Genomic DNA, 23563 nt, shown 5'->3' with positions numbered 1-23563 from the left:
CATGGCAAAGCTGTTACCCACTTCGACGGCCGGCAGTCTTCCCAAGCCCTCCTGGCTTGCAGAGCCGGAGGTACTCTGGTCCCCCTGGAAGTTGCAGGGTGAGGGGCTGGCAGAAGGCAAGCAGGACGCACTGCGTCTGGCACTGCATGAGCAGCAGCAGGCGGGCATCGATATCGTCAGTGATGGCGAGCAGTCGCGTCAGCACTTTGTCACGACGTTTATCGAAAATCTCAATGGCGTTGACTTCGACAAGCGCGAAACCGTCAGAATTCGCGACCGCTATGATGCCAGCGTCCCCTCGGTCGTCGGTGAGGTATCCCGTCAGAAGCCCGTTTTCGTGGATGACGCCAGGTTCTTGCGCCAGCAAACCACGCAACCCATCAAGTGGGCGCTGCCTGGGCCCATGACCATGATCGACACCCTTTACGATGGTCACTACCAGAGTCGTGAAAAGCTGGCGTGGGAGTTCGCCAAGATCCTGAACCAGGAGGCGCGCGAACTGGAGGCGGCGGGTGTCGATATCATCCAGTTCGATGAGCCCGCCTTCAATGTCTTCTTCGATGAGGTGAACGACTGGGGCATCGCGACGCTGGAGAAGGCAATCGAGGGCCTGAAGTGCGAGACGGCCGTACACATCTGTTACGGTTATGGCATCAAGGCGAATACCGACTGGAAAAGCACCCTCGGCAGCGAGTGGCGGCAATACGAGGAGGTGTTCCCCAAGCTGCAGAAATCCAATATCGATATCGTCTCTCTGGAGTGCCAGAACTCTCGCGTTCCCATGGAGCTGATCGAGCTGATCCGTGGCAAGAAGGTCATGGTGGGCGCGATTGACGTCGCCACCAACACCATCGAAACACCGCAAGAGGTAGCCGATACCCTGCGCAAGGCGCTCCAGTTTGTCGACGCCGAGAATCTCTATCCCAGCACCAACTGCGGCATGGCGCCACTGTCACGCCAGGTGGCCAGAGCCAAGATGAATGCGTTGAGCGCTGGGGCGGACATCGTGGCAGGGGAAATCGCCGGCTAGGCTAACGGCCTTTTTGCAGGCACCCGCATAAGAAGGGCCCGGCCAATGGCCGGGCCCTTGTCGTCATGAAGCTCCTCACGCTGCCAGGCGCGGGAGCCGCATGTATCGATTACTCGGCGGCGTCCTGGGTCTTCTTGCCGACGTTTTCCAGTGCCTTGCCGATGCTGTCCAGGGCACGTGAGGCGCCTTCCTGAGTCGTCTCCCAGGCGCTGGCTGCGCCCTCCTTGGTCTGCTCCCAGGCCTCGTGGGCGCCCTGGCGAGCGTCTTGCCACCAGTCGTTATCATAGGTCGGCTGCTGGCTGATCTGGGCGTCGCTCATGTCGACGATCACGCGATATTCGATGTCATCGAGGTCGTCGCCGTTATGAGTTTCCACGCTGAAGCGGCCTGCCTCGATCACGAACTCCTGATCGCCGTCGATATCGAGCAGTTCCCCGGTATCGATCACCAGGGCGCGCACCCTCATGTCGTTATCCAGCAGGATATCCTCGACCTCGCCGATTTCTCGGCTATCGGCCGCGGTGTAGACATCGGCGTCGAGCAGTTCATCGCTTGAGTAGAGGCCCTGAGGCTCCGCCATGGCCGATGCGGACACCACCAGGCCGCCCGCGATCAGGGTGCTCAGCGTGGCGTGACGCAGGAGAGGCTTTCCATACCGCATGTGATGACTCCTTGTTCCTTTCCTTGTGCCGGGCCCGCTGCCGCGGACCCGATTCGCCGGCGTGTCATGTTGCCGTACTGCCTTGGTCATGGGGGATTCGAACGAGTTCCACTTTTTATGTAACGTAGTGTTACGGCGTGGACCTGTCGGCGGCGAGTGGGCAGCTCGACCCTGGCCGGTGAGTCCTGGGTCAATCGCACGGTCGAGGATGCCCCTTCACTGATCGGGCCTCTCGAGGCGCCGTGATCGTCGGCAGCTCCCTCCAGCGCGTCGTCCAGCGGGGTGAGCGGTTGGCGCAGCGCAGGTGCCAGGCGGCGCTGGGGGAGGGCATCCCGAGCTTGACGGTGCCGCGGCCCATGCGCTGATTGAGGGCATCCAGGGTCGCCATCAACTTCTCGCTGCGCTCGCGCTCCGCGGCACTCTGGGGTGACTCCAGCAGCGACATCTGCTGCCGATTGGCGTCGATCAGGTCGATCAGCATCACCCCGGCCTTCATGAAGCGGTAGTGCGGCCGGTAGATGGCGGCGAAGGCCTGGCCGACCGCGTGCAGGATCTCGCGGCTGTCATCGGTGGGGCGTGCCAGCTCGACCACGGCGCCAGGCGAATACTGCGGCAGGTCCTGCCGGTGGCGGTTGGTCTTCAGGAAGACGTAGACGGCCCGGGCCAGGCTATCCTGGGCGCGCAGCTTCTCGGCACCGCGCTGCCCGAACTGGCGCAGCGCTTCGTGGATCTCGTCGCGGTTGTCGGTCAGCCTGCCGAAGGAGCGCGAGGTCATGATGCGCTGGCGGGGCTCGTCGGCGTCGTTCATCTCGGTACAGGGCACGCCGCGCAGCTCCAGGGCGGTGCGCTCCAGGGTCACCGAGAAGCGCCGGCGAATCGCCTTGGGGTCGGCCTGGGCCAGATCCCAGGCCGTGCGGATATCCATCAACGCCAGCCGCTCCACCAGGCGGCGGCCCACGCCCCAGACGTCGCCCAGCTCGGTTCGTTGCAGGAGACCCGCCGTTTCGGCGCCGCCCGCCGAGAGCACGCAGACACCCCGGTAGCCGGGCACCTTCTTGGCCGCCCGATTGGCCAGCTTGGCCAGGGTTCGCGTCGGCGCCACGCCGACACTCACCGGGATGCCGGTGAAGCGGCGCACCTTGTGGTGGAGCTCGCGGCAGTGGGTCAGCAGCTGTTTGTGCTCGAAGCCGTCGAAGCGCACGAACATCTCGTCGATCGAGTAGGGCTCCATCCCGGCGGAGAACTCCTCCAGCACCGCCTGCACCCGGGCGGACATATCGCCATACAGCTCGTAGTTGGAGGAGAGCAGCCGGATGCGGCCCTGGCGCAGCAGCCCCTTCAGCTCGAAGGCCGGGGTGCCCATCTCTACCCCCAGCGACTTGAGCTCGTTGGAGCGAGCGATCACGCAGCCATCGTTGTTCGAGAGCACGCCTACCGGTAGTCCCTCCAGCCGAGGCTGGAAGACCCGCTCGCAGCTGACATAGAAGTTGTTGCAGTCGATCAGGCCGATCATGGTCACACCGGATACTCGTGGATGACCGAACGCACCACGCCCCACACCTGGCAGTCGAGGTCCTCGAGCGGGATCGGCGGGTAGGCCGGGTTGGCGGAGCAGAGGTAGGGCTGCCGCCCCTGCAGCTGGTAGCGCTTTACCATGATCTCGCCCTCCACCAGCGCCACCAGGATGTGCCCCGGTCGCGGCTCGATGGAGCGGTCGATCAGCAGCAGGTCGCCGTCGTGGATGCCCAGGGGGTCCATGCTGTCGCCGGTCACGGTCATGAAGAAGCTGGCCGAAGGGCGCTTCACCAGCCGCTCGTTGAGATCCAGGGTACGCCCCTCGTAGTCCTGGGCGGGGCTCGGAAAGCCGGAGACGCCGGCCCGCGTCAGCGCCAGGGGATGGGGCAGCGCCAGGCCGGGTGGCGTCGGGTGGGCGGGAATCGGGGTGTCGATGGTCATCGGGTGCCTCCTCTTGGTGCTGTTATTTTATACAGTATAGAGGGGTGGCAACACCATGTCGGGGATCGCTAGGGCCGAGTGTACGGGCTCGGCCTCGAGAGGGGCGTTAAAACTGGTGTGTGGCGGACTCCAGCTGGCCGTCGGCAAAGCACAGGATGAAGTGCTCGAGCGGGGCGGTGTCATGTTCACGCAGCAGCAACGTTAGCCGATTGCCGCGAAGCTCGGCGTACTCCAGATGGGCTTCCTGACCCTCCAGCCAGGCGCTGCCGGTGATGTCCTGGTATCTCTGCTTGAGCTCAACGCGGTACTGCCGATCGTCCGCTCCTGTCCACTCCCACATCCCCGCCACCTGGGCCGGCACAATCCACAGAAAGAGATTGGTGCCGTTGATACGGCGTCGCTCATCCGCTCGCCAGTCGCCCATGTCAAAGGCGTGCGACACGATGCGGGTTCCCGGGCGCAGCGTGCTCAGCAGCCGCGGGCGCAGCTCCACGTTCACCGAGTCGAGAAGGTAGAGCGTGACCACGGTGGCCTCACTGATGTCCGCCGTGAACAGACTTCCTTCAATGAAATCGACGAGATACTCGACGCCTGTCCAGCCCGCATACTCCATGGCATCGGCGACCCTCAAGGGGTCAAGATCGATACCGATGCCGCGGGCATCGCGGGTCTTGGCCGCGGCAACCACAATTCGACCGTCCCCCGAGCCCAGGTCATAGAGTATGTCCTTCCGGCCGACATTGGCCAGACTGAGCATTTCCTCAATCACCGCTTCATCGGTGGGCACATAGGGCACGTCCAGTAACAGGTCTGGCTCCAGTGAATCGTTGTCAAGGTCACTGACGAGGTCCGTAAACAATGGCGATACCTGTGTGGGAGTTCTGGGGCTATCGGTGGGGCTGTCGCGGCTGTGCCTGGATTCAGCCACGCCGTGACCGCCGCCTCGGCCGTGCTGGCTCTTGTCGCTGTTTAACGCTTTCCGCTGCCATCCTTGCGCGATGAGGCACGGGGATCGCGGTGTTTCGATATTCTATTCTATTGATTATATGATAACGATTTATTCCATAATGTGATAATTCGATAGGTGCTGGCAAATCGCCGTGTGGTCACCGGCTATTTCTCTTACGGGCAAGTTGTCGCGCTGGCAGGGAGAGGGTGTTGATGAAAGAGAACGGCGCCGAGAGGTTCTGCGCAAAGAGCGTCAGCAATGCTGCAACTGTGTCTCGCAGCTGCTAAGTCCCGCCGCTATCACCTCGCAGCTATGCCTATAGTGTGATGAGAGGCGCCACTGATGGACCCACCGGGGAAGGCGCCATGAGGCGGCGCGGAGCAGGCGTCGATGGTCGGCTAGATGAGGCGAGCGATCATGAACACGGGGCGAAACGGTTGTAAACGAGGGTTGCAGGCGCTGGGCCTGGCGGTGGGGATAGCAGGGCTGGGGGGCGCCTCGGACGCGTTCGCCGCCGACTTGAGCGGGGTCTACTGCGCGCGCGGCGGCGACGATATCCTGATCGTCGATGATCGCGGCAGCCGACTCGGCTTCGAGCTCAGTTCGTGGCAGGGGGGCATGCACCACTGCGGCACGGGACGACTGACGGCGGCGCGCCAGGGCAACGGCTATACAGTGAGCGACGGCGCCTGCACGCTACGCCTGGGCAGCGATGGCACCGATATGGTTCTGGAGGCGGCACCCTTCGAGGCCTGCAAGCGCCAGTACTGCGGCGCCCGGGCGGCACTGAGCACCCTTCGCCTGCCGTTGGCCAGTCGGCGGGCGTTGCCACTTCCCTTCGATAGCATCTCGATGATGGAAACGCCGCTCTGCCGGTAGCGGGGGCGTCCAGGTGTTTCATCCCAGGGTGTCTCCCGCTCTCCCATTGGCAACATCACAGCCCCAGGGCCTGAATGCGTAGGCTCGCATCGGGCCCCCTGTCGACGCTGAGCCGGACGTTGAAGAGTGGCTCGAGATGATCAGCCGTCAAGCAGGCCGTTGCAGGGCCCGCCGCCTGGCAGCGCCCCTCCTTGAGCAACCAGCAGTGATCGGCGAACCGTGCGGCTAGATTGAGATCATGCAGCGCCAACAGCACGCTACGGCCGCGATCCGCTTCTGCTCGCACCCACTCCAGTACCCTGAGCTGCTGGTGGAGGTCCAGCGCACTCGTGGGTTCATCGAGCATCAACACCCGGGGCCGTCGCACCACGGCCTGAGCGATGGCGACGCGCTGGTACTGCCCTCCTGACAGGCTGGCGAGCCGTCGGCCCGCGAGCGCCATGAGCCCCATGCTGTCGAGAGCCGCCTCTACGTGGGCGAGATCCTGGCGACGAACGCGCCCCGGGTGCAGGGTCTTGTACGAGAGAAGCACCGCTTCATGCACGCTCAGTGCCGCCTGGCTGCCGCCTAACTGTGGAAGGTAGTAGAGGGCTTCGCGACGCTCGGCCGACGACAGGGTGGCGAGCTCGCTCCCGCCGAGGCTCGCCGCTAGCCTGGCCGGTTCGATGCCGGCCAGGGCCCTGAGCAGGGTCGACTTGCCGGCCCCATTGGGTCCCAGCAGTACCGTCACGGCGCCGGCGGGGGCCGCCATAGGCCCTTCGATGGCGAGACGCCCGTCGAGCTCCACGGAGTGGACAAGCAGGTCATCGTCATGCATCAGGATGGCCTCCGACGCAGGATCAGCAGGAAGAAGGCGGGCAACCCGGCCAGTGCGGTGATGATGCCGATGGGTAGCACCAGCCCGGGCACGACGAGCTTGCTGAACAGGTCGGCGACGCACATCAGGGTGGCGCCACAGAGTGCCGAGAGCGGCAGGAAGTGACGCTGCTGCTCGCCTACCAGCAGGCGTGCCATATGCGGCGCCACGAGGCCGACGAATCCGATGGTTCCGACAGCCGCCACCACCACCGCGGTGAGTAGCGCCATGGCGGCCAGCATACCGAGGCGCAGCCGCGCCACGGGCACTCCCATCGCCTGTGCCTGGATGCTGCCCAGGCGCAGGGCGCCCAGCTGCCAGCCCAGCCGGTGGCTCAGCAGCAGGGTGCCCGCCAGCACGGCGGCGATCAGACCCAGCTTGAGGCCGCTGGGCCGAGACAGACTGCCCAGTGACCAGAACACCAGCTGTTGCAGGGCGTCCGGAGAAGCCAGGTACTGCAGCAAGCCGAGCAGGGCATTGAAGGTGAACATGGTCGCGATGCCCAGCAGGACCAGGGTGTCGAGCCCCACGCCGCGCAGGCGACTGAGCGAGTGGATCATGCCGGCCGCCACCAGGCTGAAGACGAAGGCATTGCCGGCGGCGGCGAGGTGTCCTGCCAGGGGCAGCAGGCTGATGCCGGCCACCACGGCCAGGGCGGCGCCGAAACTTGCGGCAGAGGCCAGGCCCAGGGTGAAAGGGTCGGCCAGGGGGTTGTCGAGCACGGTCTGCATCTGGGCGCCGGCGACGGCCAGTCCCGCGCCGGCCAGCACCGCCAGCAAGGCCGTGGGCAAGCGAAGTTGCCACACGGTGATGCGGACGAGAGGGCTGGCCTGTTCCGGGGTCAGCAGGGCCTCGAGCACCTGGCCCGGAGAGTGCCCTCCCGGCCCTAGCAGCAGATCGGCGAGAAAGGCGGCCAGCAGCATGCCGGCGCCGCCTAGCAGCCAGGCTCGATGGCGAACTTCGCGGCGGCGGAAGCCATCGGCGGCCACCAGACGGGGCGTGGTGATGGCGGGGTCGAGGCTCATGGCGAGGCCTCCTCAAGCGTCGCCCAGAAGGCCCCCTCTGTCGACAGTGGCAGAAATGCTTCGTGGAGGTGGCGCCATAGTGCCTCGGGCTCTAGGTCTGCCATGGCCTGGGGGTGCAACCACTTGGCCAGGCGTTGCACCGCGATGAACTGATAGGGCGTGTTGTAGAACTGGTGCCAGAGCGCATGGACGCGTCCCGCGCGCACGGCGGTCAATTCGGGCCACCCCAGTCGGGCTTCGGTCAGCGCGCGCATGGCCTCGCGTGCCTCGCTCACCGAAGCGTCATAGCCCAGAGGTATCGCGGCCTCGCTCAGGTCCTGCCAGTCGCCGCCGGTCATGACGATGACGTCGGGGTTTTCGGCCAATACCCATTCCGGATGCAGGCGTCCGAACACGCCGGGGATCTGTTCGGCGGCGATGTTGTCGCCGCCGGCCAGGCGCACGACACGCCCCAGGTTGTCGTCGCCGACGCTGCGGCAGCACTCCGGATGGAGCCCGGCCGCTGTCTCCACCAGCACCCTGGGCCGCGTATCTGGCAATCGATCCGCTACGGCCTCAAGGCTTTCCTGGCGCAGTGTCAGCAGGGCTTCGGCGCGCTTCTCGGCGGCGAATAGCTGGCCGAGAAGACGCACGCTCGGCGCAATGTGCTGATCCGGTTGGGTCAGGAAGTCGACGAATACTACCGGAATGCCGGCGGCTTCCAGTACCGGCAGGGCCGGACCATCGCGTAGTGCGGGCCAGGCGGCCAGGTCGAAGACGATGGCGTCGGGCTCGAGGGCCAGGGCCTGTTCAATGCTGAACTCGCCGTTGGCGGCCTTGCCGAAGGTGGCCAGAGATTCCGCGTGAGGGAAGCGTGCCCGGTAGCGAGCCCAGACATCACGGTCGAAGCGCTTGAGCTCGTCTCGCCAACCCACCAGGGGCGCGAAGGGGTCCTCCGGGCGCAGGGCGGCCAGCGTATAGAGCAACCGACCCTCGCCGAGGATCACCCGTCTTGCACCATGGGGAAGCGTGACCTCCCGGCCGGCCAGGTCGGTGACCGTGACCCTGTCAGAGGCACCTGGCGAGTCCGCCAGGGCGCTGCCCGATAGTAGGAGCCATATCAGCCCCACCACCAGGGATGACCAGCCGGGTGGTGGACGCCGTATGTGACGCTGGGGAGGGAAGGAGGGCATGGCGTCTCCGATAGCGATGAACTGACTGGTGAGTCTGACGGGTGAGCGCCCCGCACGCGGCTGGTCAGGTACGGGGCGGTGGGCGATGAGCGTACCTAGAAGGTCATGTCCAGTCCCAGGCTATAGGCACGACCGGCAAGCGGCACGCGTCCCACGGGACTCACGTCCACGCCGCGGAAGTAGGCGTCATCGTCGGTGAGGTTGTGCACGCCCAGGGTCAGGCTGGCATCGGCGGCCACCGGCAGGCGGTAGGCCAGGCTGGTGTCCACCTGCCAGTAGTCGGGCAGCTCGCCGGCGCCACCATTGGCTGTCTCCTCGCGTGTGTTGGCGGCATTCGAGAAGCTCTCGGCCACATAGCGGCCATTCAGATTCCAGGTCCAGTCGCCCTGGGTCCAGGCGGCATGCAGGTTAAGCAGGTGTGTGGGTGCATTGGGCACCTCCTGACCGGCATACTCGCCGTCGCGCTGCTCGGTATCCAGCCAGGTCCAGGTTCCCTCCAGACTGAGCGGCCCTCCGGCCGGCGCCCAGCCCAGGCGGGTCTCCACCCCCCGGTAGCGGGTGCGGCCCAGGTTCTTGAGGCTGTTGTCGGGCTGCTTGACGACCTGGTCCTGGTAATCGATCACAAAGCCGGTGCTCGATGCCTGCCAGTCTCCGGCGGTGTAGCGTGCTCCCAGCTCGTGGTTCCAGGCGGTCTCGTTGGCAACGTCGCCGGGGTTGGTGACTTGGGCCAGCTGCACCGGGGTAAGGGAGCGCTGGCTGTTGGCGAAGAGGTACCAGGCATCGCTGGCCTCATAGCCGACGGTCAGGCCGGGTAGCCACTCTTCGGCGCGGTTATCGTCCTTATCGCCGCCCAGGGCATCCGCGTAGTCCATCTCGACTTGCTCGTAGCGCAGCCCCGGCGTGAGGGTCCAGCCGCTGTCGCCGAGCCGCCAGGTATCGCTGACGTAGGCTGCCACGGCCTGGGTATCGAAGTCCCAGCGGCGCACCTCATTGGTGGTGCCACTGGCCTGCTCGCGGCGGTTGACGTCGAAGTCGACGCGTTCCTCCAAATAGCGGGCACCGAGCATCAGGGTATGGTCGCCGCGGCGTAGTGCCAGTCGCGGCTCACTGGCCCAGACCCGGAAGGCGCGGGGGGAGTCGGCTACGTGGGTGGTGGATGCCGCGGGGTCGGCCCAGTGGAAGTCGGTCGTCTTGTCCAGATGTTGACCGAACCAGAAGGTGCGATCACTGCGATGGCCGAAGTGGCGCCAGCTGAAGTCGACGTCTGCGTTGGGTTGCCAGTGCCAGGTCAGGTGGCCGCGCCAGGTGTCGGCCTCGAAGCGATCGTGGGGGCGTTGGGAGTCGGTGCGATCACGCTCGAAGGCATCCGGCGAGAGGGCGCCGGGAAGCTCGGCGTTGACTTGGTAGTACTGCAACTGGCCGTCCAGGGAGTGGGCGTCATCGATCAGATATTCGCCGTCGATGATGAAGTTGTCGACCTCGGTGTCGCTATGCTCGCGGCCCGCCTCGCCCCGCACAAGATTGGCCTGCACCTGAAGCCCCAGCTGCTCGCTCACTTGTCCGCCGGCTCGCAGGTAGCTGTCGGTCAGAAGATGGCCGGTCGCCTCATCCACGGTGAGTCGTTCACGCAGCTGGGTTTCTGTCTCGTAGGGGATGCCGCGGGTGACGAAGTTGAGCACGCCCCCGACGTTATTGGGACCGTAGTGAACCGCGGCGCCGCCCCTCACCACGTCGACCCTCTCCAGGGTGGGCAGGGTCACCGGGAACAGGGAAACGCCGATATTACTGTAGGGCCCCAGGGCTGCCGGTATGCCGTCGACGAGTATCTGCACCCGCTCGCTGCGGCGTGGGGACAGGCCCCGCACGCCGATGTTGGGCAGGATGCCGGTGCCGGTTTCGTCCTGGACATGCACCCCCGGCACCCGTGCCAGGGCGTCCTCGAGGTTGCGCACCTCGCCTGCCTCCAGCGTCTCCTCGCCCAGGGACTGGCGTCCTCCCGGGGTGGTACGCGGATCCGCCTGGGTCGCGCCCAGCCAGTCGCTGGATACCACCAGGGTGTCCAGCGTGATGTCCTCTTCGGCCCAGGCGGTAGAGGCGCCAAAAGTGATGGCCAACATGGCCAGGGTAAGTGGCGCGGGCAGAAACCGGGAATGCATGTCGTATCCTTTTGGCAATGATTATCAATAGCGACGCAGATGATATATAATTGGCGCCAATCTGCAAGGGAATTTGCTGGAGGAAACCATGCTGAAAAGCACGAGTGGCAATGAGATAGCCTGGCTGCAGGAGCGACTTCGTCTAGGCATGAGCGGCGGACGGTTTCCGGCGGGTAGCTGGCTGCGCCAGGACACCCTGGCCGAGCAGTACGGTGTGAGTCGCTTCGTGGTGCGTGGGGCACTGGAAAGACTGGCGGAGATGGGTAGCATCGAGCACGTGCCCAATCGCGGATACCGGGTACGCCACTGGAGCCGGCGAGAGCGTGAGGAGCTGACCGAGGCGCGCCTGGTGATCGAGCAGGCCATGGTGCCCTTGATGATGGCGCGCAAGACGCCGGCGGGAGTGGCCATGGTGCGGCGGGCTATGGTGGGCTTTGAGAAGGCGGTTCGCGAGCAGGACGGTGAAGCCATGGCGTTGGCCAACCATGGCTTTCATCGCGCCCTGGCGGATCTGGCCGGCAACGCGGCCCTGGCGCGACAGGTTAACTGGTTGCGTGAGCAGGGGCTGCGTGGGGCCGGTCCGGGCTGGCCCCGGGTCGCCGGGGTGGAGCGTAGCCTGAGAGAGCACCGTGACATGTTGTCCGCCCTGGAGGCGGATGACCCCATGGCGCTCCAGGGGGTCATTCATCAGCACCTCACTGCCTGGCAAGAGCGTCCGCGTGGGGCAGGTGAAGAAGGTGGCAACCAAGTCACTGACACAACGACTACTTGATTCAGAATGGCGCCAACTTTGGTGCTTCGAGGCCTTCATAGACAGGCATAACGCGTTATTTGTAGAGAGGGTGCCCCCGCATCGGGCTGGGCCTCCCAGTCCTTGTTTCTTATGTTATTTTATAACAATATCATTCACCCCCAAGGATGCCCCCATGCCCGAGCCCCTGGCCAATATCCCCGTTCACCTGATCACCGGCTTTCTGGGCAGCGGCAAGAGCACCCTGATTCACCGCCTGATCGAGCAGAAGCCGCCCGGTGAGCGCTGGGCGGTGTTGATCAATGAGTTCGGGCAGGTGGGAATCGATCAGACGATGTTCGAGACCCGCGATGATCTGGTGGTAAAGGGGCTGCCCGGTGGCTGTCTCTGCTGCCAGCTGGCCTTCGTGCTTCAGGCGACGCTGGTCAACCTGCTTCACCGTTATCGTCCCGATCGGGTGATCGTGGAGCCATCGGGGCTGGGTCATCCAGCGGGGCTGCTGGAGGTGCTGCGTGGCGAGGCCTTTGCCGAGGTGCTGGGTGTGCGCAGCATTGTGGCCCTGCTCGATCCCCGCCGCCTGGATGATCCGCGCGCCCGCGAGCACGAGACCTTCCGCGATCAGATCGCCATGGCCGACGGGGTGGCGCTGACCATGACCGACCTGGCCACTCCGGCACAGCGATCCGCCGCAGGCGAGTGGCTGGAAGGGTTCTGGCCACCCAAGCGCTGGGTCCTCGACGCGCCCGGTGGTGCGCTCCCCCTGGCGCAGCTGATGGCTGGTGAGGAGGGTGAAGAGGATGGTGAAAGAGCGCCAGTGACGCGGGAAGTGCTCGACAGCGAGGCTCATCGTCGCCTGCGGGAAGCCGCTAGCCATGTTCTGGCCCCGGGAGCGTTCGAAGCCCCGTTACCCGAGCGGGGCAGGCCGCAACGCGAAACCGGCGGCGCCCTGGGACATGCGACCCTCGGCTGGCGCTGGCATCCTCAGGACACCTTCGATCTCGATCGACTGGGAAATGTACTGGCCGAACTGCCCCAGCCGCTCAGGGTAAAGGGGGTCTTTTCTACCGATGCCGGCTGGAAGCTCTACAACCGCGCCGACGGCGTGCTGACCCTCACCGATAGTGCCTGGCGCCGCGATTCACGCCTCGAGGTCATTGGTGAGGCGGGCAGCCTGCCGGACGAGCGGCAGCTGGAGGCGGCGCTGACAGCCTGCCTGGTGAGCGCAGCCTGATGCCCGAGACAGTCCCCCTCTATGCGGGGACAGTCCCCCCTCTATGACTATGTAGGGTCGGCGGACCGGAATGCCTCACCGTCGAGTTGCAGGTCGAGCGATTGCCAATTGGCAGTGGCTGGAAGCCTGGCCAAACTGCCTGAGTCGAAATCGACTCGATTTCGACTCGCCCTGCGCTAGACAGGTACCCTATATTGTGTGCCAGCAAGCCCTTATAAGCTCTATATTTATGTAATTTAAGGAATTTATCAGTTTAGGCACGGAAATCGCTATGGGTTTCGGACAACGTCAATCAATGAGAGATGTCCTATGCCTAGCGTTACCGTCCCGCCTGCCATCGACAGTGATCGGCTGTGGTCTTCCCTGATGCGCATGGCCGAGGTGGGTCCCTCTCCCAATGGAGGTAGCCGCCGTCTTGCGATGACCCCGGAGGATGTCGCCGGTCGCCAGTTGCTGCTCGACTGGGTCGAGTCCCTGGGCTGCACCTGGCAACGCGACAGGGCCGGCAATCTGTTTATCCATCGGCCTGGCCGCGAGAACCATCTGCCGGCAGTGGCCATGGGCAGCCATCTCGATACCCAGCCTCTCGGCGGGCGCTTCGACGGCGTGCTGGGAGTACTGGCCGGCCTCGAGGTGCTGCGCACCCTCGCCGATAACGCCATCACGACTCGCCGACCGCTGTCGCTGATCGTCTGGACCAACGAAGAGGGAAGCCGTTTCGCTCCGGCCATGGGGGGGAGCGGCGTATGGACCGGTCGCCTTGATGAGGAGGCCTTCTTCTCCGCCACCGATAGCCAGGGTATCAGCCTGCGCGAGGCCATCCACGCCTGCGGTGAGGGTGGCGATCTGCCTCTGGGAGAGCCGGAGCTCGATGCCTACTTCGAGCTGCACATCGAGCAGGGGCCGGTACTCGAAGAGCAGGGCCATGCGCTGGGCATCGTTACCGGTGTTCAGGGCATTCGCTGGTACGACCTGAGCCTGCGCGGCCAGTCGGCGCACGCGGGACCTACCCCCATGACGTATCGTCGCGACCCCTTGTTGGCCGCCACGGCGCTGATCCAGTCCCTCAAGGAACAGGTCATGGCGGACCCGCAGGGGGCGGCGCGCCTGACCGTGGGGGACTTCCAGGTGGTAGAGCCCTCACGCAACGTGGTGCCCGGCGAGGTGCGCCTGCAGCTCGATCTGCGCCACACCGATGATAAGCGCCTCGCGGAGCTGGATGCCGCGGTGGAACGCCTGGCCGGTGCTGCCGCCGAGGCCGAGGGCGTGGAGCTGTCGCTACAGCGCCGTTGGCACTCGCCGGTTACCCCTTTCGATGATGACTTGATTGCCTCGCTGCGCCGAGCCGCCGATGCTCGCGGCCTTGCGGCCCCGGCCATGATGAGCGGGGCCGGACACGATGCCGTTCATCTCTCTCATGTCACCCCAACGGTGATGCTCTTCGTGCCCTGTCGCGACGGTATCAGCCACAACGAAGCCGAATACGCCGAGCCCGAGCACTGTGCCATCGGCACTCAGCTGCTGTGTGACACCGTGCTGGAGCGGGCGGAGCGAGATTGAGTCGAAATTGACTCGGATGAGTCGTTTTTGAATCGGGGTGGGCAGGATATCACTCCTCAAATAAATGGGATCAACACAACAAGGAGCAGACCTATGCACGAACAGATTCGTGACGCCATCCAGCAGCGTCGAGAGGCCTATACCGAGCTGCTGAAGCAGTGGGTGCAGGAGCCCACGCTTTCAGGGCAGGAGGCCCGCTACCAGCACCGTATCGCCGAGCTCTATCGGGAGCTTGGGCTCGATACCGATCTGTGGGAAATCGATATCGAGTCACTCAAGGGCAACCCGCTGTTTCACTGCCAGCGCGACACTCTTGCCGGTAGCCCCAATGTGGTGGGCACCTGGAAAGGAACCGGGGGTGGGCGGTCGCTCATCCTGAATGGGCATGTGGACGTGGTGCCGGAAGGAGATCATGCCCAGTGGGATCAGCATCCCTATTCGGGCCAGGTGATTGACGGCTGCCTGTATGGTCGTGGGGTCACGGACATGAAGGGGGGCAACCTCTCTGCCTACGTGGCGGTGGCTACGCTCAAGGCGTTGGGCATTCGCCTCAAGGGTGACGTTATCCTGCAGAGTGTCATCGAGGAAGAAGCGGGCGGTGCCGGCACCCTGGCGGCGTTGGAGCGTGGCTATACCGCCGATGCGGCTCTGATCCCCGAGCCCACCGAGCAGAATCTCTTCCCCCGCCAGCAGGGGTCGCGTTGGTTCCGGCTCAAGGTGGCCGGCATCAAGGCCCATGGCGGCACCCGCTACGAAGGTGTCAGCGCGCTGGAGAAGAGTGTCGCCGTGATCGCCACGGTGCAGGCCCTGGAGGCTCAGCGCAACGCCGACCTCGACGACCCGCTATACGCGGGCGTGCCGATCCCCCTGCCGATCAACCTGGGGCGTATCGAGGGTGGCGATTGGCCATCCAGCGTACCCGACGAGATTACCCTGGAAGGCCGTATCGGAGTGGGGCCCGGCGAAACCGTGGCCGCCGCTGAGCAGGCCCTGCGCACCGCCATGGCGGCGCTCGCCGACCAGGATGCCTGGTTTGCCGAGCATCCCGTCGAGGTGGAGTTCTATGGTGCCTGCTGGCAACCCGGTGGCATCGACCTCGACAATCCCTTGGTCGACAAGCTCTCCAGCGCCTTCGAGCGTGTTCACCAGCGCAGGCCGGAACTGCAGGCCTCTCCCTGGGGCACCGACGGTGGCCTTCTGAGTCAGTACGGCGTGCCAGCGATGGTGTTTGGCCCGGGCATCACGCGGCTGGCGCACTTCCCCAACGAGCATATTCGTCTCGATGACGTCTTCGACGTGGCCGAGATCATGGCGCTCACCCTGATCGACTGGTGCGAGCTGGCCGAGTAGTCCTCAACGCTCACGTGCATCTCCTCAATTCACAACAAGAGGCACCCCCATGGAGTTCAACCCTCAGGTTCTGCTGCTGTTTGCCAACGCCTTCCTGACGACCGCGCTGTCGGTGCTGATCGTGGGCACCATCCTGGTACGGGAGTACCTGCCGACAATACGCAAGCTGAAGCAGTCCGATGCCAGCGCCACTGCCCCGGGCGAGCCGGTGGCGTCTCGCTCTCACTCTTGATCCTCAATAAGCATAACTGCACCGACTGGAGACCCCCCTTATGACCTTGGCGATCTTCGCTATCGTACTCGCCGCCTATGTGGCGGTGGCGGCCTTTCTGGCCCGTCGAATCAAGAACAAGGATGACTTCTATGTGATGGGTGAGCAGGGCTCGACGCTGCTGATCGTCGGCACCCTGGCCGCCACCTTCCTCAGTGCCGTCACCCTGATGGGCATCGCCGGCATCTCCTACAGCGAAGGGCCACTGGTGATCGCCGCCCTGGGCTCCTTTGGCGCCTGGGTCGGCACCCTGATCGCGGTGGTGTTCATCGGCCGCAAGCTGAAGGCGCTGAACTGCCGCACCATGATGGACTTCTTCGATTATCGCTTTAATAACAAGTGGGTCAGCGTGGTGGCCCTGGTGCTGATGGTGGTTGGTCTGCTGGGCTACGGCATCATTCAGCTGATCGGCGCCGGGTTGGTGCTGGCCGAGATCATCGACATTCCGTTCCCGGTCATCATCGTCGCCTTCACCCTGGCACTGCTGGCCTTCTGCTCGCTCTCCGGCATGTACGGGGTGGTCTATACCGACACCATGATGTTCTTCACCATGCTGGCCATCGCCTTTATCATCGCGCCCCTATTGATCGGTGATGCCGGCTTCGAGGCGATGAAGGGTCTGGGCGAGACCCTGCCCGGCTTCTGGACCGTGGGCGGCGCCAATGATCGCCCTCTGGGATGGTCGATCTCCCAGTTCCTGGTGTGGATCCTGTTCTTCGCCTGCACCCCGGCGCTGGTGTCGCGGGTCTTCCCGGCGAAGAATGACTTCGTGATCCTCAAGGTGGCAGTGATCGGCGTCTTCTTTGCCCCGGCCATGCAGTTGCTGGTATTTCTGGCCGCCAGCGCCATGCAGGTCATCCAGCCCGGGATCGAGCCCACCGACCGTGCCATGATTGTCGGTTTCATGGAGCATACCAACCCCACTCTTGCCGGCATCGGCCTGGCCGGGCTGATGGCCTCGATCATGTCCACCGCCTCGACGCTGTTCGTGCTGACCGGCTTTGCGCTGGCGCGCGACCTCTACGAAAAGCTCTTCGATCACGAGGTCAGCGAGCGCAAGGGCGTAATGCTTGGGCGAATCTCCCAGGCGCTCGTGGCGCTGATCGTTTGTGCCGTGGCGATCTCCCGCCCCGCTGGCATCTACTGGATCTCCATCTACGCCGGTGCCATCTTTGCCGTGGCCTGGCTGCCTACCATCGTCGCCGCCTTGCACTGGCGTCGAATGAACGCCAACGCCGCCCTGGCCTGCATGCTGGTGGGGTCGATCACCTTTATCGTGGTCGGCGAACTGGAGCGCCATGGGGTCATGTCCCTGCCCCTGCATATCGATAACCTGCAGGTGGCGATCGTGCTGGGCACCCTGGCGCTGCTGGCGGTGGGCCTGAAGAGCCAGCCCTCCGACTACGAGCTGCGGGTATTCGACGACATCCGGACTCGACGCCTGTCGGATACCACCATTCGCGATATTCTGGCGCGTCCGAATGGTGCCCGCGAGCTGGTGCGTGAATACCGTCAGGTTTGGGCGATCATGGGGCTGTTTGTGATCCTCGCCGGGGCGCTGTGGGGCTATCTGTTCAGCAAGCTGGGCATGTGATCGTGCCTCACTAACGGAGCCGCGGCGCGGCCTCTTTACACCTTTAAGCACCGGGCACACCATGAGTCTCTTGGTCCCTGCCCGGAACTCGGATGAAACTCGCCACCCTTATGCCCGAACAGCTACTGGCCATCCTCAACGCGCTTGAGGATGGCATTTTTATCACTGATCTGAAGGGGCGTCCGCTGTGGGTCAATCAGGCCAGCCTATCGCAGCTCGAGATCAGCGAAGAGTATCTCTACTCAAGTGATGTCTACCGACTTGAGCAGGAGGGGGTCTTCTCGCCTTCGGTGACCCGCTTCGTGATCGAGGAGCGTCGCCAAGCAAGTGTGGTGCATCGCTATCGAGGCAAGGATTACCTGGTCAACGGGAGCCTTTTCCGGCTGGGCGGTGACCCTGCAGGAGAGCCTGACGCGGTACTGGTACAGACTCGCAACCTGGATCGTGATGTCCTGGCGGCTCGCGCACCAGATACGACTCAGGCGCTGCTCGATCACGTTATGCATCAGTTGAAGCGAATGCGCCAGGATCAGGTAGCCTCCGAGGCGAGCCCCGCCTTCCCGAGTCGCAGTATCCGTTATCGCCAGTGCCTGGAGCGTCTGGAGCGCGCCGCCGCAAGCGACACCACCGTGCTGCTAAGTGGCGAGACCGGCGTCGGCAAGGGCTGGCTGGTCAATCGACTGCACCAGTTCAGCCCGCGCTCGGACCGGCCGCTGATTCACGTCAACTGCGCGGCGATTCCCGAGGCGTTGCTCGAGGCAGAGTTGTTCGGCCACAAGAGCGGTGCCTTCACCGGGGCTCATCGGGATGGCCGGGTAGGCTATGTCGCCCTGGCCGAGGGCGGCACCCTGTTTCTCGACGAGATCGGCGAACTGCCGCTGGCGCTGCAACCCAAGCTGTTGCAACTGCTACAGGAGCGTCAATATCGTCCGCTGGGGGGCAAGGCACGTAGTGCCAATGTGCGTATCGTCGCCGCCACCAACGCCGACCTCCCTGCACGCGTCAAGGATGGGAGCTTTCGCGCGGATCTATTTTATCGCTTGAATATCGTGCCCATTGAAGTGCCGCCACTGCGCGAGCGCTCCGAGGATATCCCGCGCCTGGCCAAGCAATTGCTGGCCAATATCTCGAAACGTCATCAGCGTCGCCTGAGTCTTGACCAGGAAGCGTTGCGGGCGCTGACTCGCTATCACTGGCCAGGCAATGTGCGCGAGCTGGAAAATCTGCTGGAGCGGCTCAGCATCTTTTCCGGGGGAGACACCATCGGCCTGGCCGATGTGGCGGCGAATCTCGCTGAGGATTCCCCTCGGACGCTGCTCGGTGATGATTCGCAGACTCTGCCACAGAAACTCGCGTACTTAGAGCGTGAGGCCATTCGCGAGGCACTGGAGCTTACAGGCAGCACTCGCAAGGCCGCGCAGGAGCTTGGCGTCACCCAGTCCTGGCTGATGCGCCGGATAAAGCGTTACGGCATCGATGCCGCCGGCGGCGAGCCCCAGGCGAAGTAGGCCGGAGGCGAGCCTGTGTCCCCTGTTCAGAAAGAGGCGGGGGTAACAAACCATAGCGCCGTGGTTTCGCCTTCGCTCAGGTTGCGGTGAGCGTGGGGCTCGTTACTGGTAAACGATAGGCAGTCACCTTCCTCCAGGATGTATCGGTCGCCACCTACCGTGACCTCCAGGCTGCCCTGGAGTACCAGCACGGCCTCATGCCCCTTGTGCGAATACGGTTCGCTCTCGGTGCTGGGGGGGTAGCTCGAGTAGATGACTTCCAGGTTGTTGTTACTACGGGGGGTTAGCAGTTGATCGACGATGCCGTCCTGATACTGGATCTCGATACGCTGCTTTCTCTTGACAAGGCGCTCGTCGAGGGGACGTTCACTCCCTTCCGCTCCCTCCTGCGGGTCCGAGAAGAGCCACTGCATGGTCACGCCCAGCGCTTGGGCGATCTCCACGAGAGAGCCGATCGAAGGTTGACTGATCCCCCTCTCGATCTGGCTCAGGTAGCCATGCGAGAGGCCGGTGCGCTGGGCGAGTTGTACCAGGGTCAGGCCCTTCAGCTTACGGAGACTGCGAATCCGCTTCCCCTGAAGGTGAGTGCTTGGGGTCATGGTGGTAGCTGCCCTGTAGGAAGGATTGTCTCGCACATTGTACCGCATGCTCCTCGATGTCTTTATCAGCAGCACAATACTAAGGTCTTATGAGTATTGGTAAAAATTTTAGTATATTTTTTCACTCTGAGTGATATCTCAGCTTGGTAGTTCATGCAAAGGTTCACTAATACAAGGATAAGCCTATGAACATCTACTTCTGGGGGCTGCTGGCCAGCCTCGCCATCTATTTGTTGGTTGGCAATTACGCCGGCCGAAAGGTCAAAGGGCTGGACGATTATTTCGTCGCAGGTCGACGCGCTCCAACATTACTGATCGTCGGCACCCTGGTGGCCAGCTTCCTGAGCACCAATGCCTTTCTCGCCGAGACGGGGTTCGCCTACGATGGGTATGCCTTCCTGATGCTCGCCCTGGTGGGGGTCAATACCAGTGGCTACGTGATCGGGGCGGTGTTCTTCGGGCGCTTCGTGCGTCGTAGCCGGGCGCTGACCATTCCTGAGTTCTTCGCCAAGCGTTTCGACTCCCGCGCCATGCAGGTGCTGGCGGGGGTCACTACCGTGATCGGCCTGACCGCGTACCTGCTGGCCGTCACCCAGGGTGGCTCGATCCTTATCGCCGACGTGGCGGGCATCCCCACCGGAGTGGCATTGGTCTTGATGTGGCTGGGCTACATGATCTTCACGCTCTATTCCGGTTCTCGCGGCGTGATGCTGACCGATACCATCATGTTCCTGCTGTTTACCCTGGTCTCGATACTTGCGCTGCCCTATCTGTTCGGCGAAGGCGGCAGCTGGCAGTCGACGCTGACGGCTCTCGCTACCTATGAGGACAAACCAGGCATCATCGCCTGGCATGGCCTGACGGGAGAGGGCGCCTACTGGGCATCGGGGCGCGAGGCCTTGATCTGGGCGTTGGTACTCGGTGCCTCCTGGTCGCTTGTGCTGGCGGTCAGTCCCTGGCAGACCAGCCGCTACCTGATGGCCAGAAGTGAGCATGTGGTAGTGCGTTCGGCCTGTATCTCGGGCCTGGTGCTTGCCGGTCTGTATGTCGTGTTGATGTTCGGCGGTGCGGCCATCAACCTGGCCAACCCGGATATCTCACCCTCTGAGCGCGTCATGGTATGGGCCGGCATGAACATGATGCCAACCCTGCTCGGGACCCTGTTGATCTCCGGCATCATGGCCGCCGCCCTGTCGTCGTGCTCAACCTTTCTGTCACTGATCGGCTTCAGCGTTTCCAACGATATCCTCAAGACCTCCCGCAAGGAGGATAGCAAGGCGCTGCGCACCAGTCGGATCATCATGTTCGCTGCCGCCACGATCAGCCTGCTACTGGCGTATTTCCAGCCGCCGGCGGTGATGTGGATCACCTACTTCGCGGGAACCCTGTTTGCTTCATCCTGGGGACCGGTGGCATTCCTTTGCATCTGGAATCGTCGCATCACCGCCCCGGCGGCCTTTGTCGGCATGCTGGTAGGATTCGTGGTCAATATCGGGGCCAAACTGCTGGACCAGGCCGGTGTGGTGTCGTTGCCGGTCTACCTGGACCCCTTCATCCTGGGCTTCGTGACCAACCTTGTGTGCCTGCTGGTGATCTCCCGTGTCACCCGTCCTCGGGATGCCGCCCTGCGCTATTTCGATGAGCTGCATCGTACTCCCGAGGAGGAGCTCGATCCGGTTGAGGTGAACAAGACCCTGGCCTGGCCTCTGGTGGTCATGGTGGCTGGTCTTGTCATCGCCGGATTGCTGGTCACCTTCTACGCCATTCCCTATGCCACGGCGCAGGGGCGTGACTTCCATCTGTTCAGCGGCGAGGGCCTGCTGTCGATGGGCTACGGCTTCTCGGTCTTCTGTGTAGGGCTGCTGGCTTTCTGGCAGGTTAAACGTGTTTACGGCCGCAAGTCACAACGCCGAGAGCCAACCCACCAAGCAGCGGAGGCCCAGCAATGAGTGCTCAGGGGCTGTTTCCAAACCTGTTTTCACCCTTTCGCATCGGGCCCTGCACGATCCCCAATCGGATCGTGTTTACCGGCCACGATACCTGCCTACCCGAGGATGGCATCGTCAACGATGCCCTGGTGGCGTATCTCGAGAAGCGCGCCCGCCATGGCACTGGCCTGATCGTGTTGCAGGTCTCCGGGGTACATGAGAGTGCCCGCTATACGTCGCACCTGCTGATGGCCAACGACGACGCCTGTATTCCCGGGTATCGACGCCTGGTTGAAGCCTGTGGGCAGCACGGAAGTGTGCTGTTCGCCCAGCTGTTCCATCCTGGACGCGAGATCATGGAGTCGTCGGACGGTTTGAAGCCCGTCGCCTACTCCGCCTCTGGCGTGCCTCAAGAGCGTTTCGGGGTGATGCCCCGGGGCCTGTCGCGCGCCAGGATCCACGAGATCGTCGAGAGCTTCGCCGCCGCTGCCCGGCGCATGTACCAGGCCGGCATCCAGGGTGTCGAGATTCTCGCCAGCCACGGTTACTTGCCGGCACAGTTCCTCAACCCTCAGGTCAATCGGCGTGATGACGAGTACGGTGGCAGTTTCGCCAACCGTGTACGCTTCCTCGAGGAGGTGATCGACGCCATTCGTCGCGAGGTCGGCGATAGGATGGCCGTTGGGCTGCGTCTCTCCTGTGATGAGCGGGACGAGCAGGGGATGGGGCAGGATATCGCCATCGAGACCCTCCACCATCTGGAGAGCCGCCTCGACTATGCCAGCGTGGTGGCCGGCACCTCCGCCACGCTTGGCGGGTCGGTGCATATCGTGCCGCCGATGAGCTACGAGAGTGCCTACCTACGTGAAGAGTCACGCTCCCTGCGGGCGGATCTCTCTCTGCCGCTGATACTGACCGGTCGCATCAACCAGCCCCACGAGGCCGAGGAGGTCATACGTTCGGGAGCGGCTGATCTGTGTGGGATGACCCGAGCGCTGATCTGCGATCCGGCCATGCCAGCCAAGGCCCGGCGGAATGATGCCGAGGGTATCCGGGCCTGTATCGCCTGCAATCAAGCCTGTATCGGTCATTTTCACCGCGGTATCCCCATCTCCTGTATCCAGTACCCGGAGTCGGGTCGCGAGCTTCTCTACGACGATCTCGGCCGTGCCGAGACCTCGCGGCGGGTAGCGGTGATCGGTGGTGGACCGGCGGGCATGAAGGCCGCCGTGGTGGCCGCCGCTCGTGGACATGAGGTCACCCTGTTCGAGGCCGGACGCCGGCTTGGCGGGCAGGCCAACCAGGCCCAGTTGTTGCCGGGACGCAGCGAGTTCGGCGGCCTGGTTACCAACTTGATGGAGGAACTCAAGCGGGCCGACGTCGAGGTGGCGACCCAGAGACACGTCACGCCGCAGACACTGCTCGAGGAGGGCTTCGAGAGAGTCGTGGTGGCGACCGGGGCCCGACCCTACACGCCGCCTCTTGAACTGTTGGGTGAGCTACCGGTGAGCCAGGCCGTGGCGCTGCTCGATGGTGCCTCGTTACCGGGTGGTCATGTGGTGATCTACGACACTCAAGGAGACTGGGTCGGAGTTGGTGTGGCCGAGCTGCTGGCCCGAGAAGGGGCGCGGGTCACCCTGGCGGTCAACGGCCTGCACCCCGGGGGGGCGCTGCAGAGCTATGTGCGTGATTCTACCGTGGCGCGCCTCCACGACCTGGGAGTGCGGGTGATGACCTATGCTCGCGCCTTCGGCGTCGACGACGATAGTGTCTACTTCTATCACACCGGCGGAGCCGAGCCGATGGTCGTCGAAGGGGTCGATCATCTGGTGCTCTCCTGCGGGGGAGAGCCGGTTGTGTCTCCGGAGGACGAGGATCGCTGGGCCACGCTACCGGTCACCCTGGTTGGCGACTGCCTGGCCCCACGCACCGCCGAAGAGGCGGTCTACGACGGCTTGAAGGCCGCCATGGCCCTTTGAATTCACTGGAGCATTGAGCACGATGAAGATTCTCGTCGCGGTCAAACGCGTCATCGACTACAACGTCAAGATCCGTGTCAAGCCGGATCACTCCGACGTCGACCTCAC

20 protein-coding genes and 1 pseudogene are annotated in these 23563 nt (G+C 63.9%); 12 read left to right on the top strand and 9 right to left on the bottom strand.

Going from position 1 to position 23563, the window contains the following annotated elements:
* The first annotated feature begins 1 nt into the window (after nt 1).
* Entirely contained in the window at nt 2-1030 is a 1029-nt protein-coding gene (locus GRB80_RS15915) for a methionine synthase (protein ID WP_161424402.1), read from the top strand.
* Nucleotides 1031-1139: 109 nt separating this feature from the next.
* On the opposite strand, the gene GRB80_RS15910 is transcribed toward GRB80_RS15915, so the two are convergent.
* The 4 genes from GRB80_RS15910 to GRB80_RS15895 form a co-directional block, all read right to left on the bottom strand.
* A complete protein-coding gene (locus GRB80_RS15910; RefSeq protein ID WP_161424401.1) occupies nt 1140-1691 on the bottom strand; it encodes a PRC-barrel domain-containing protein in 552 nt (183 codons plus the stop codon).
* A gap of 190 nt (nt 1692-1881) precedes the next feature.
* Nucleotides 1882-3204 (bottom strand): Y-family DNA polymerase, encoded by a 1323-nt coding sequence (locus tag GRB80_RS15905; protein ID WP_161424410.1) that lies wholly within the window; start codon nt 3202-3204, stop codon nt 1882-1884.
* Between the two features lie 2 nt (nt 3205-3206).
* Complete coding sequence (locus GRB80_RS15900; RefSeq protein WP_132041878.1) at nt 3207-3647, bottom strand: LexA family protein; 441 nt, start codon at nt 3645-3647, stop codon at nt 3207-3209.
* A 106-nt stretch (nt 3648-3753) separates the two neighbouring features.
* Nucleotides 3754-4506 (bottom strand): class I SAM-dependent methyltransferase, encoded by a 753-nt coding sequence (locus tag GRB80_RS15895; RefSeq protein ID WP_161424400.1) that lies wholly within the window; start codon nt 4504-4506, stop codon nt 3754-3756.
* 507 nt (nt 4507-5013) lie between these two features.
* Here GRB80_RS15895 and GRB80_RS15890 point away from each other — a divergent pair.
* Nucleotides 5014-5475 (top strand): hypothetical protein, encoded by a 462-nt coding sequence (locus GRB80_RS15890; RefSeq protein WP_161424399.1) that lies wholly within the window; start codon nt 5014-5016, stop codon nt 5473-5475.
* A 55-nt stretch (nt 5476-5530) separates the two neighbouring features.
* Here GRB80_RS15890 and GRB80_RS15885 read toward each other — a convergent pair whose 3' ends face one another.
* From GRB80_RS15885 to GRB80_RS15870, 4 genes are all read right to left on the bottom strand, one after another.
* The gene (locus GRB80_RS15885) at nt 5531-6292 is read right to left on the bottom strand and encodes an ABC transporter ATP-binding protein (RefSeq protein WP_161424398.1); all 762 of its coding nucleotides are present in this window, start codon (nt 6290-6292) and stop codon (nt 5531-5533) included.
* A complete protein-coding gene (locus GRB80_RS15880) occupies nt 6292-7356 on the bottom strand; it encodes a FecCD family ABC transporter permease (RefSeq protein ID WP_161424397.1) in 1065 nt (354 codons plus the stop codon). The genes GRB80_RS15885 and GRB80_RS15880 overlap by 1 nt, the downstream gene beginning before the upstream one ends.
* On the bottom strand, nt 7353-8528 hold the full coding sequence (locus GRB80_RS15875; protein WP_161424396.1) for an ABC transporter substrate-binding protein: 1176 nt from the start codon (nt 8526-8528) through the stop codon (nt 7353-7355). Before GRB80_RS15875 ends, GRB80_RS15880 begins: the two co-directional genes overlap by 4 nt.
* Before the next feature lie 95 nt (nt 8529-8623).
* A complete protein-coding gene (locus GRB80_RS15870) occupies nt 8624-10684 on the bottom strand; it encodes a TonB-dependent receptor family protein (protein WP_237562128.1) in 2061 nt (686 codons plus the stop codon).
* 88 nt (nt 10685-10772) lie between these two features.
* Between GRB80_RS15870 and GRB80_RS15865 the strand changes: the two genes are divergently transcribed.
* The 7 genes from GRB80_RS15865 to GRB80_RS15835 all read left to right on the top strand — a co-directional run bounded on the left by GRB80_RS15865 (nt 10773) and on the right by GRB80_RS15835 (nt 18949).
* The gene (locus GRB80_RS15865) at nt 10773-11456 is read left to right on the top strand and encodes a GntR family transcriptional regulator (RefSeq protein ID WP_161424395.1); all 684 of its coding nucleotides are present in this window, start codon (nt 10773-10775) and stop codon (nt 11454-11456) included.
* Nucleotides 11457-11610: 154 nt separating this feature from the next.
* Complete coding sequence (locus GRB80_RS15860; protein ID WP_161424394.1) at nt 11611-12666, top strand: CobW family GTP-binding protein; 1056 nt, start codon at nt 11611-11613, stop codon at nt 12664-12666.
* 309 nt (nt 12667-12975) lie between these two features.
* On the top strand, nt 12976-14226 hold the full coding sequence (locus tag GRB80_RS15855; RefSeq protein WP_161424393.1) for a M20 family metallo-hydrolase: 1251 nt from the start codon (nt 12976-12978) through the stop codon (nt 14224-14226).
* Between the two features lie 93 nt (nt 14227-14319).
* Nucleotides 14320-15576, top strand: coding sequence for a peptidase (locus GRB80_RS15850; RefSeq protein ID WP_161424392.1), 1257 nt, complete (start codon nt 14320-14322; stop codon nt 15574-15576).
* A 49-nt stretch (nt 15577-15625) separates the two neighbouring features.
* Nucleotides 15626-15808, top strand: a complete 183-nt coding sequence (locus GRB80_RS15845; RefSeq protein WP_161424391.1) for a hypothetical protein — start codon at nt 15626-15628, stop codon at nt 15806-15808.
* A 40-nt stretch (nt 15809-15848) separates the two neighbouring features.
* Nucleotides 15849-17441, top strand: a complete 1593-nt coding sequence (locus tag GRB80_RS15840; protein ID WP_161424390.1) for a sodium:solute symporter family protein — start codon at nt 15849-15851, stop codon at nt 17439-17441.
* A gap of 92 nt (nt 17442-17533) precedes the next feature.
* Complete coding sequence (locus GRB80_RS15835; protein ID WP_161424389.1) at nt 17534-18949, top strand: sigma-54 interaction domain-containing protein; 1416 nt, start codon at nt 17534-17536, stop codon at nt 18947-18949.
* Nucleotides 18950-18975: 26 nt separating this feature from the next.
* Here the strand turns inward: GRB80_RS15835 and GRB80_RS15830 are convergent, their stop codons facing one another.
* The gene (locus tag GRB80_RS15830) at nt 18976-19548 is read right to left on the bottom strand and encodes a helix-turn-helix domain-containing protein (protein WP_161424388.1); all 573 of its coding nucleotides are present in this window, start codon (nt 19546-19548) and stop codon (nt 18976-18978) included.
* Nucleotides 19549-19733: 185 nt separating this feature from the next.
* On the opposite strand from GRB80_RS15830, the gene GRB80_RS15825 reads away from it, so the two are divergent.
* The 3 genes and pseudogenes from GRB80_RS15825 to GRB80_RS15815 all read left to right on the top strand — a co-directional run.
* Complete coding sequence (locus GRB80_RS15825; protein ID WP_161424387.1) at nt 19734-21497, top strand: sodium:solute symporter family protein; 1764 nt, start codon at nt 19734-19736, stop codon at nt 21495-21497.
* Complete coding sequence (locus GRB80_RS15820; protein ID WP_161424386.1) at nt 21494-23455, top strand: oxidoreductase; 1962 nt, start codon at nt 21494-21496, stop codon at nt 23453-23455. Before GRB80_RS15825 ends, GRB80_RS15820 begins: the two co-directional genes overlap by 4 nt.
* A 22-nt stretch (nt 23456-23477) precedes the next feature.
* Nucleotides 23478-23563 (top strand): annotated as a pseudogene (locus GRB80_RS15815) (electron transfer flavoprotein subunit beta/FixA family protein); the annotation flags it as partial.

The organism is Halomonas icarae, from assembly GCF_009901955.1.
GTDB lineage: Bacteria > Pseudomonadota > Gammaproteobacteria > Pseudomonadales > Halomonadaceae > Halomonas > Halomonas icarae.
Note: the sequence above shows the minus strand (reverse complement) of the source record. Positions and strands in the feature narration are given on the sequence as shown.

Excerpts from the sequence above, each read along its gene's own strand:
- GRB80_RS15845 (WP_161424391.1), top strand. The coding sequence starts at position 15,626 with ATGGAGTTCAACCCTCAGGTTCTGCTGCTGTTTGCCAACGCCTTCCTG.
- GRB80_RS15840 (WP_161424390.1), top strand. The coding sequence starts at position 15,849 with ATGACCTTGGCGATCTTCGCTATCGTACTCGCCGCCTATGTGGCGGTG.
- GRB80_RS15860 (WP_161424394.1), top strand. The coding sequence starts at position 11,611 with ATGCCCGAGCCCCTGGCCAATATCCCCGTTCACCTGATCACCGGCTTT.
- GRB80_RS15870 (WP_237562128.1), bottom strand. The coding sequence starts at position 10,684 with ATGCATTCCCGGTTTCTGCCCGCGCCACTTACCCTGGCCATGTTGGCC.
- GRB80_RS15900 (WP_132041878.1), bottom strand. The coding sequence starts at position 3,647 with ATGACCATCGACACCCCGATTCCCGCCCACCCGACGCCACCCGGCCTG.
- GRB80_RS15850 (WP_161424392.1), top strand. The coding sequence starts at position 14,320 with ATGCACGAACAGATTCGTGACGCCATCCAGCAGCGTCGAGAGGCCTAT.
- GRB80_RS15855 (WP_161424393.1), top strand. The coding sequence starts at position 12,976 with ATGCCTAGCGTTACCGTCCCGCCTGCCATCGACAGTGATCGGCTGTGG.
- GRB80_RS15830 (WP_161424388.1), bottom strand. The coding sequence starts at position 19,548 with ATGACCCCAAGCACTCACCTTCAGGGGAAGCGGATTCGCAGTCTCCGT.
- GRB80_RS15890 (WP_161424399.1), top strand. The coding sequence starts at position 5,014 with ATGAACACGGGGCGAAACGGTTGTAAACGAGGGTTGCAGGCGCTGGGC.
- GRB80_RS15875 (WP_161424396.1), bottom strand. The coding sequence starts at position 8,528 with ATGCCCTCCTTCCCTCCCCAGCGTCACATACGGCGTCCACCACCCGGC.
- GRB80_RS15825 (WP_161424387.1), top strand. The coding sequence starts at position 19,734 with ATGAACATCTACTTCTGGGGGCTGCTGGCCAGCCTCGCCATCTATTTG.
- GRB80_RS15880 (WP_161424397.1), bottom strand. The coding sequence starts at position 7,356 with ATGAGCCTCGACCCCGCCATCACCACGCCCCGTCTGGTGGCCGCCGAT.
- GRB80_RS15910 (WP_161424401.1), bottom strand. The coding sequence starts at position 1,691 with ATGCGGTATGGAAAGCCTCTCCTGCGTCACGCCACGCTGAGCACCCTG.
- GRB80_RS15885 (WP_161424398.1), bottom strand. The coding sequence starts at position 6,292 with ATGCATGACGATGACCTGCTTGTCCACTCCGTGGAGCTCGACGGGCGT.
- GRB80_RS15835 (WP_161424389.1), top strand. The coding sequence starts at position 17,534 with ATGAAACTCGCCACCCTTATGCCCGAACAGCTACTGGCCATCCTCAAC.
- GRB80_RS15915 (WP_161424402.1), top strand. The coding sequence starts at position 2 with ATGGCAAAGCTGTTACCCACTTCGACGGCCGGCAGTCTTCCCAAGCCC.
- GRB80_RS15865 (WP_161424395.1), top strand. The coding sequence starts at position 10,773 with ATGCTGAAAAGCACGAGTGGCAATGAGATAGCCTGGCTGCAGGAGCGA.
- GRB80_RS15820 (WP_161424386.1), top strand. The coding sequence starts at position 21,494 with ATGAGTGCTCAGGGGCTGTTTCCAAACCTGTTTTCACCCTTTCGCATC.
- GRB80_RS15905 (WP_161424410.1), bottom strand. The coding sequence starts at position 3,204 with ATGATCGGCCTGATCGACTGCAACAACTTCTATGTCAGCTGCGAGCGG.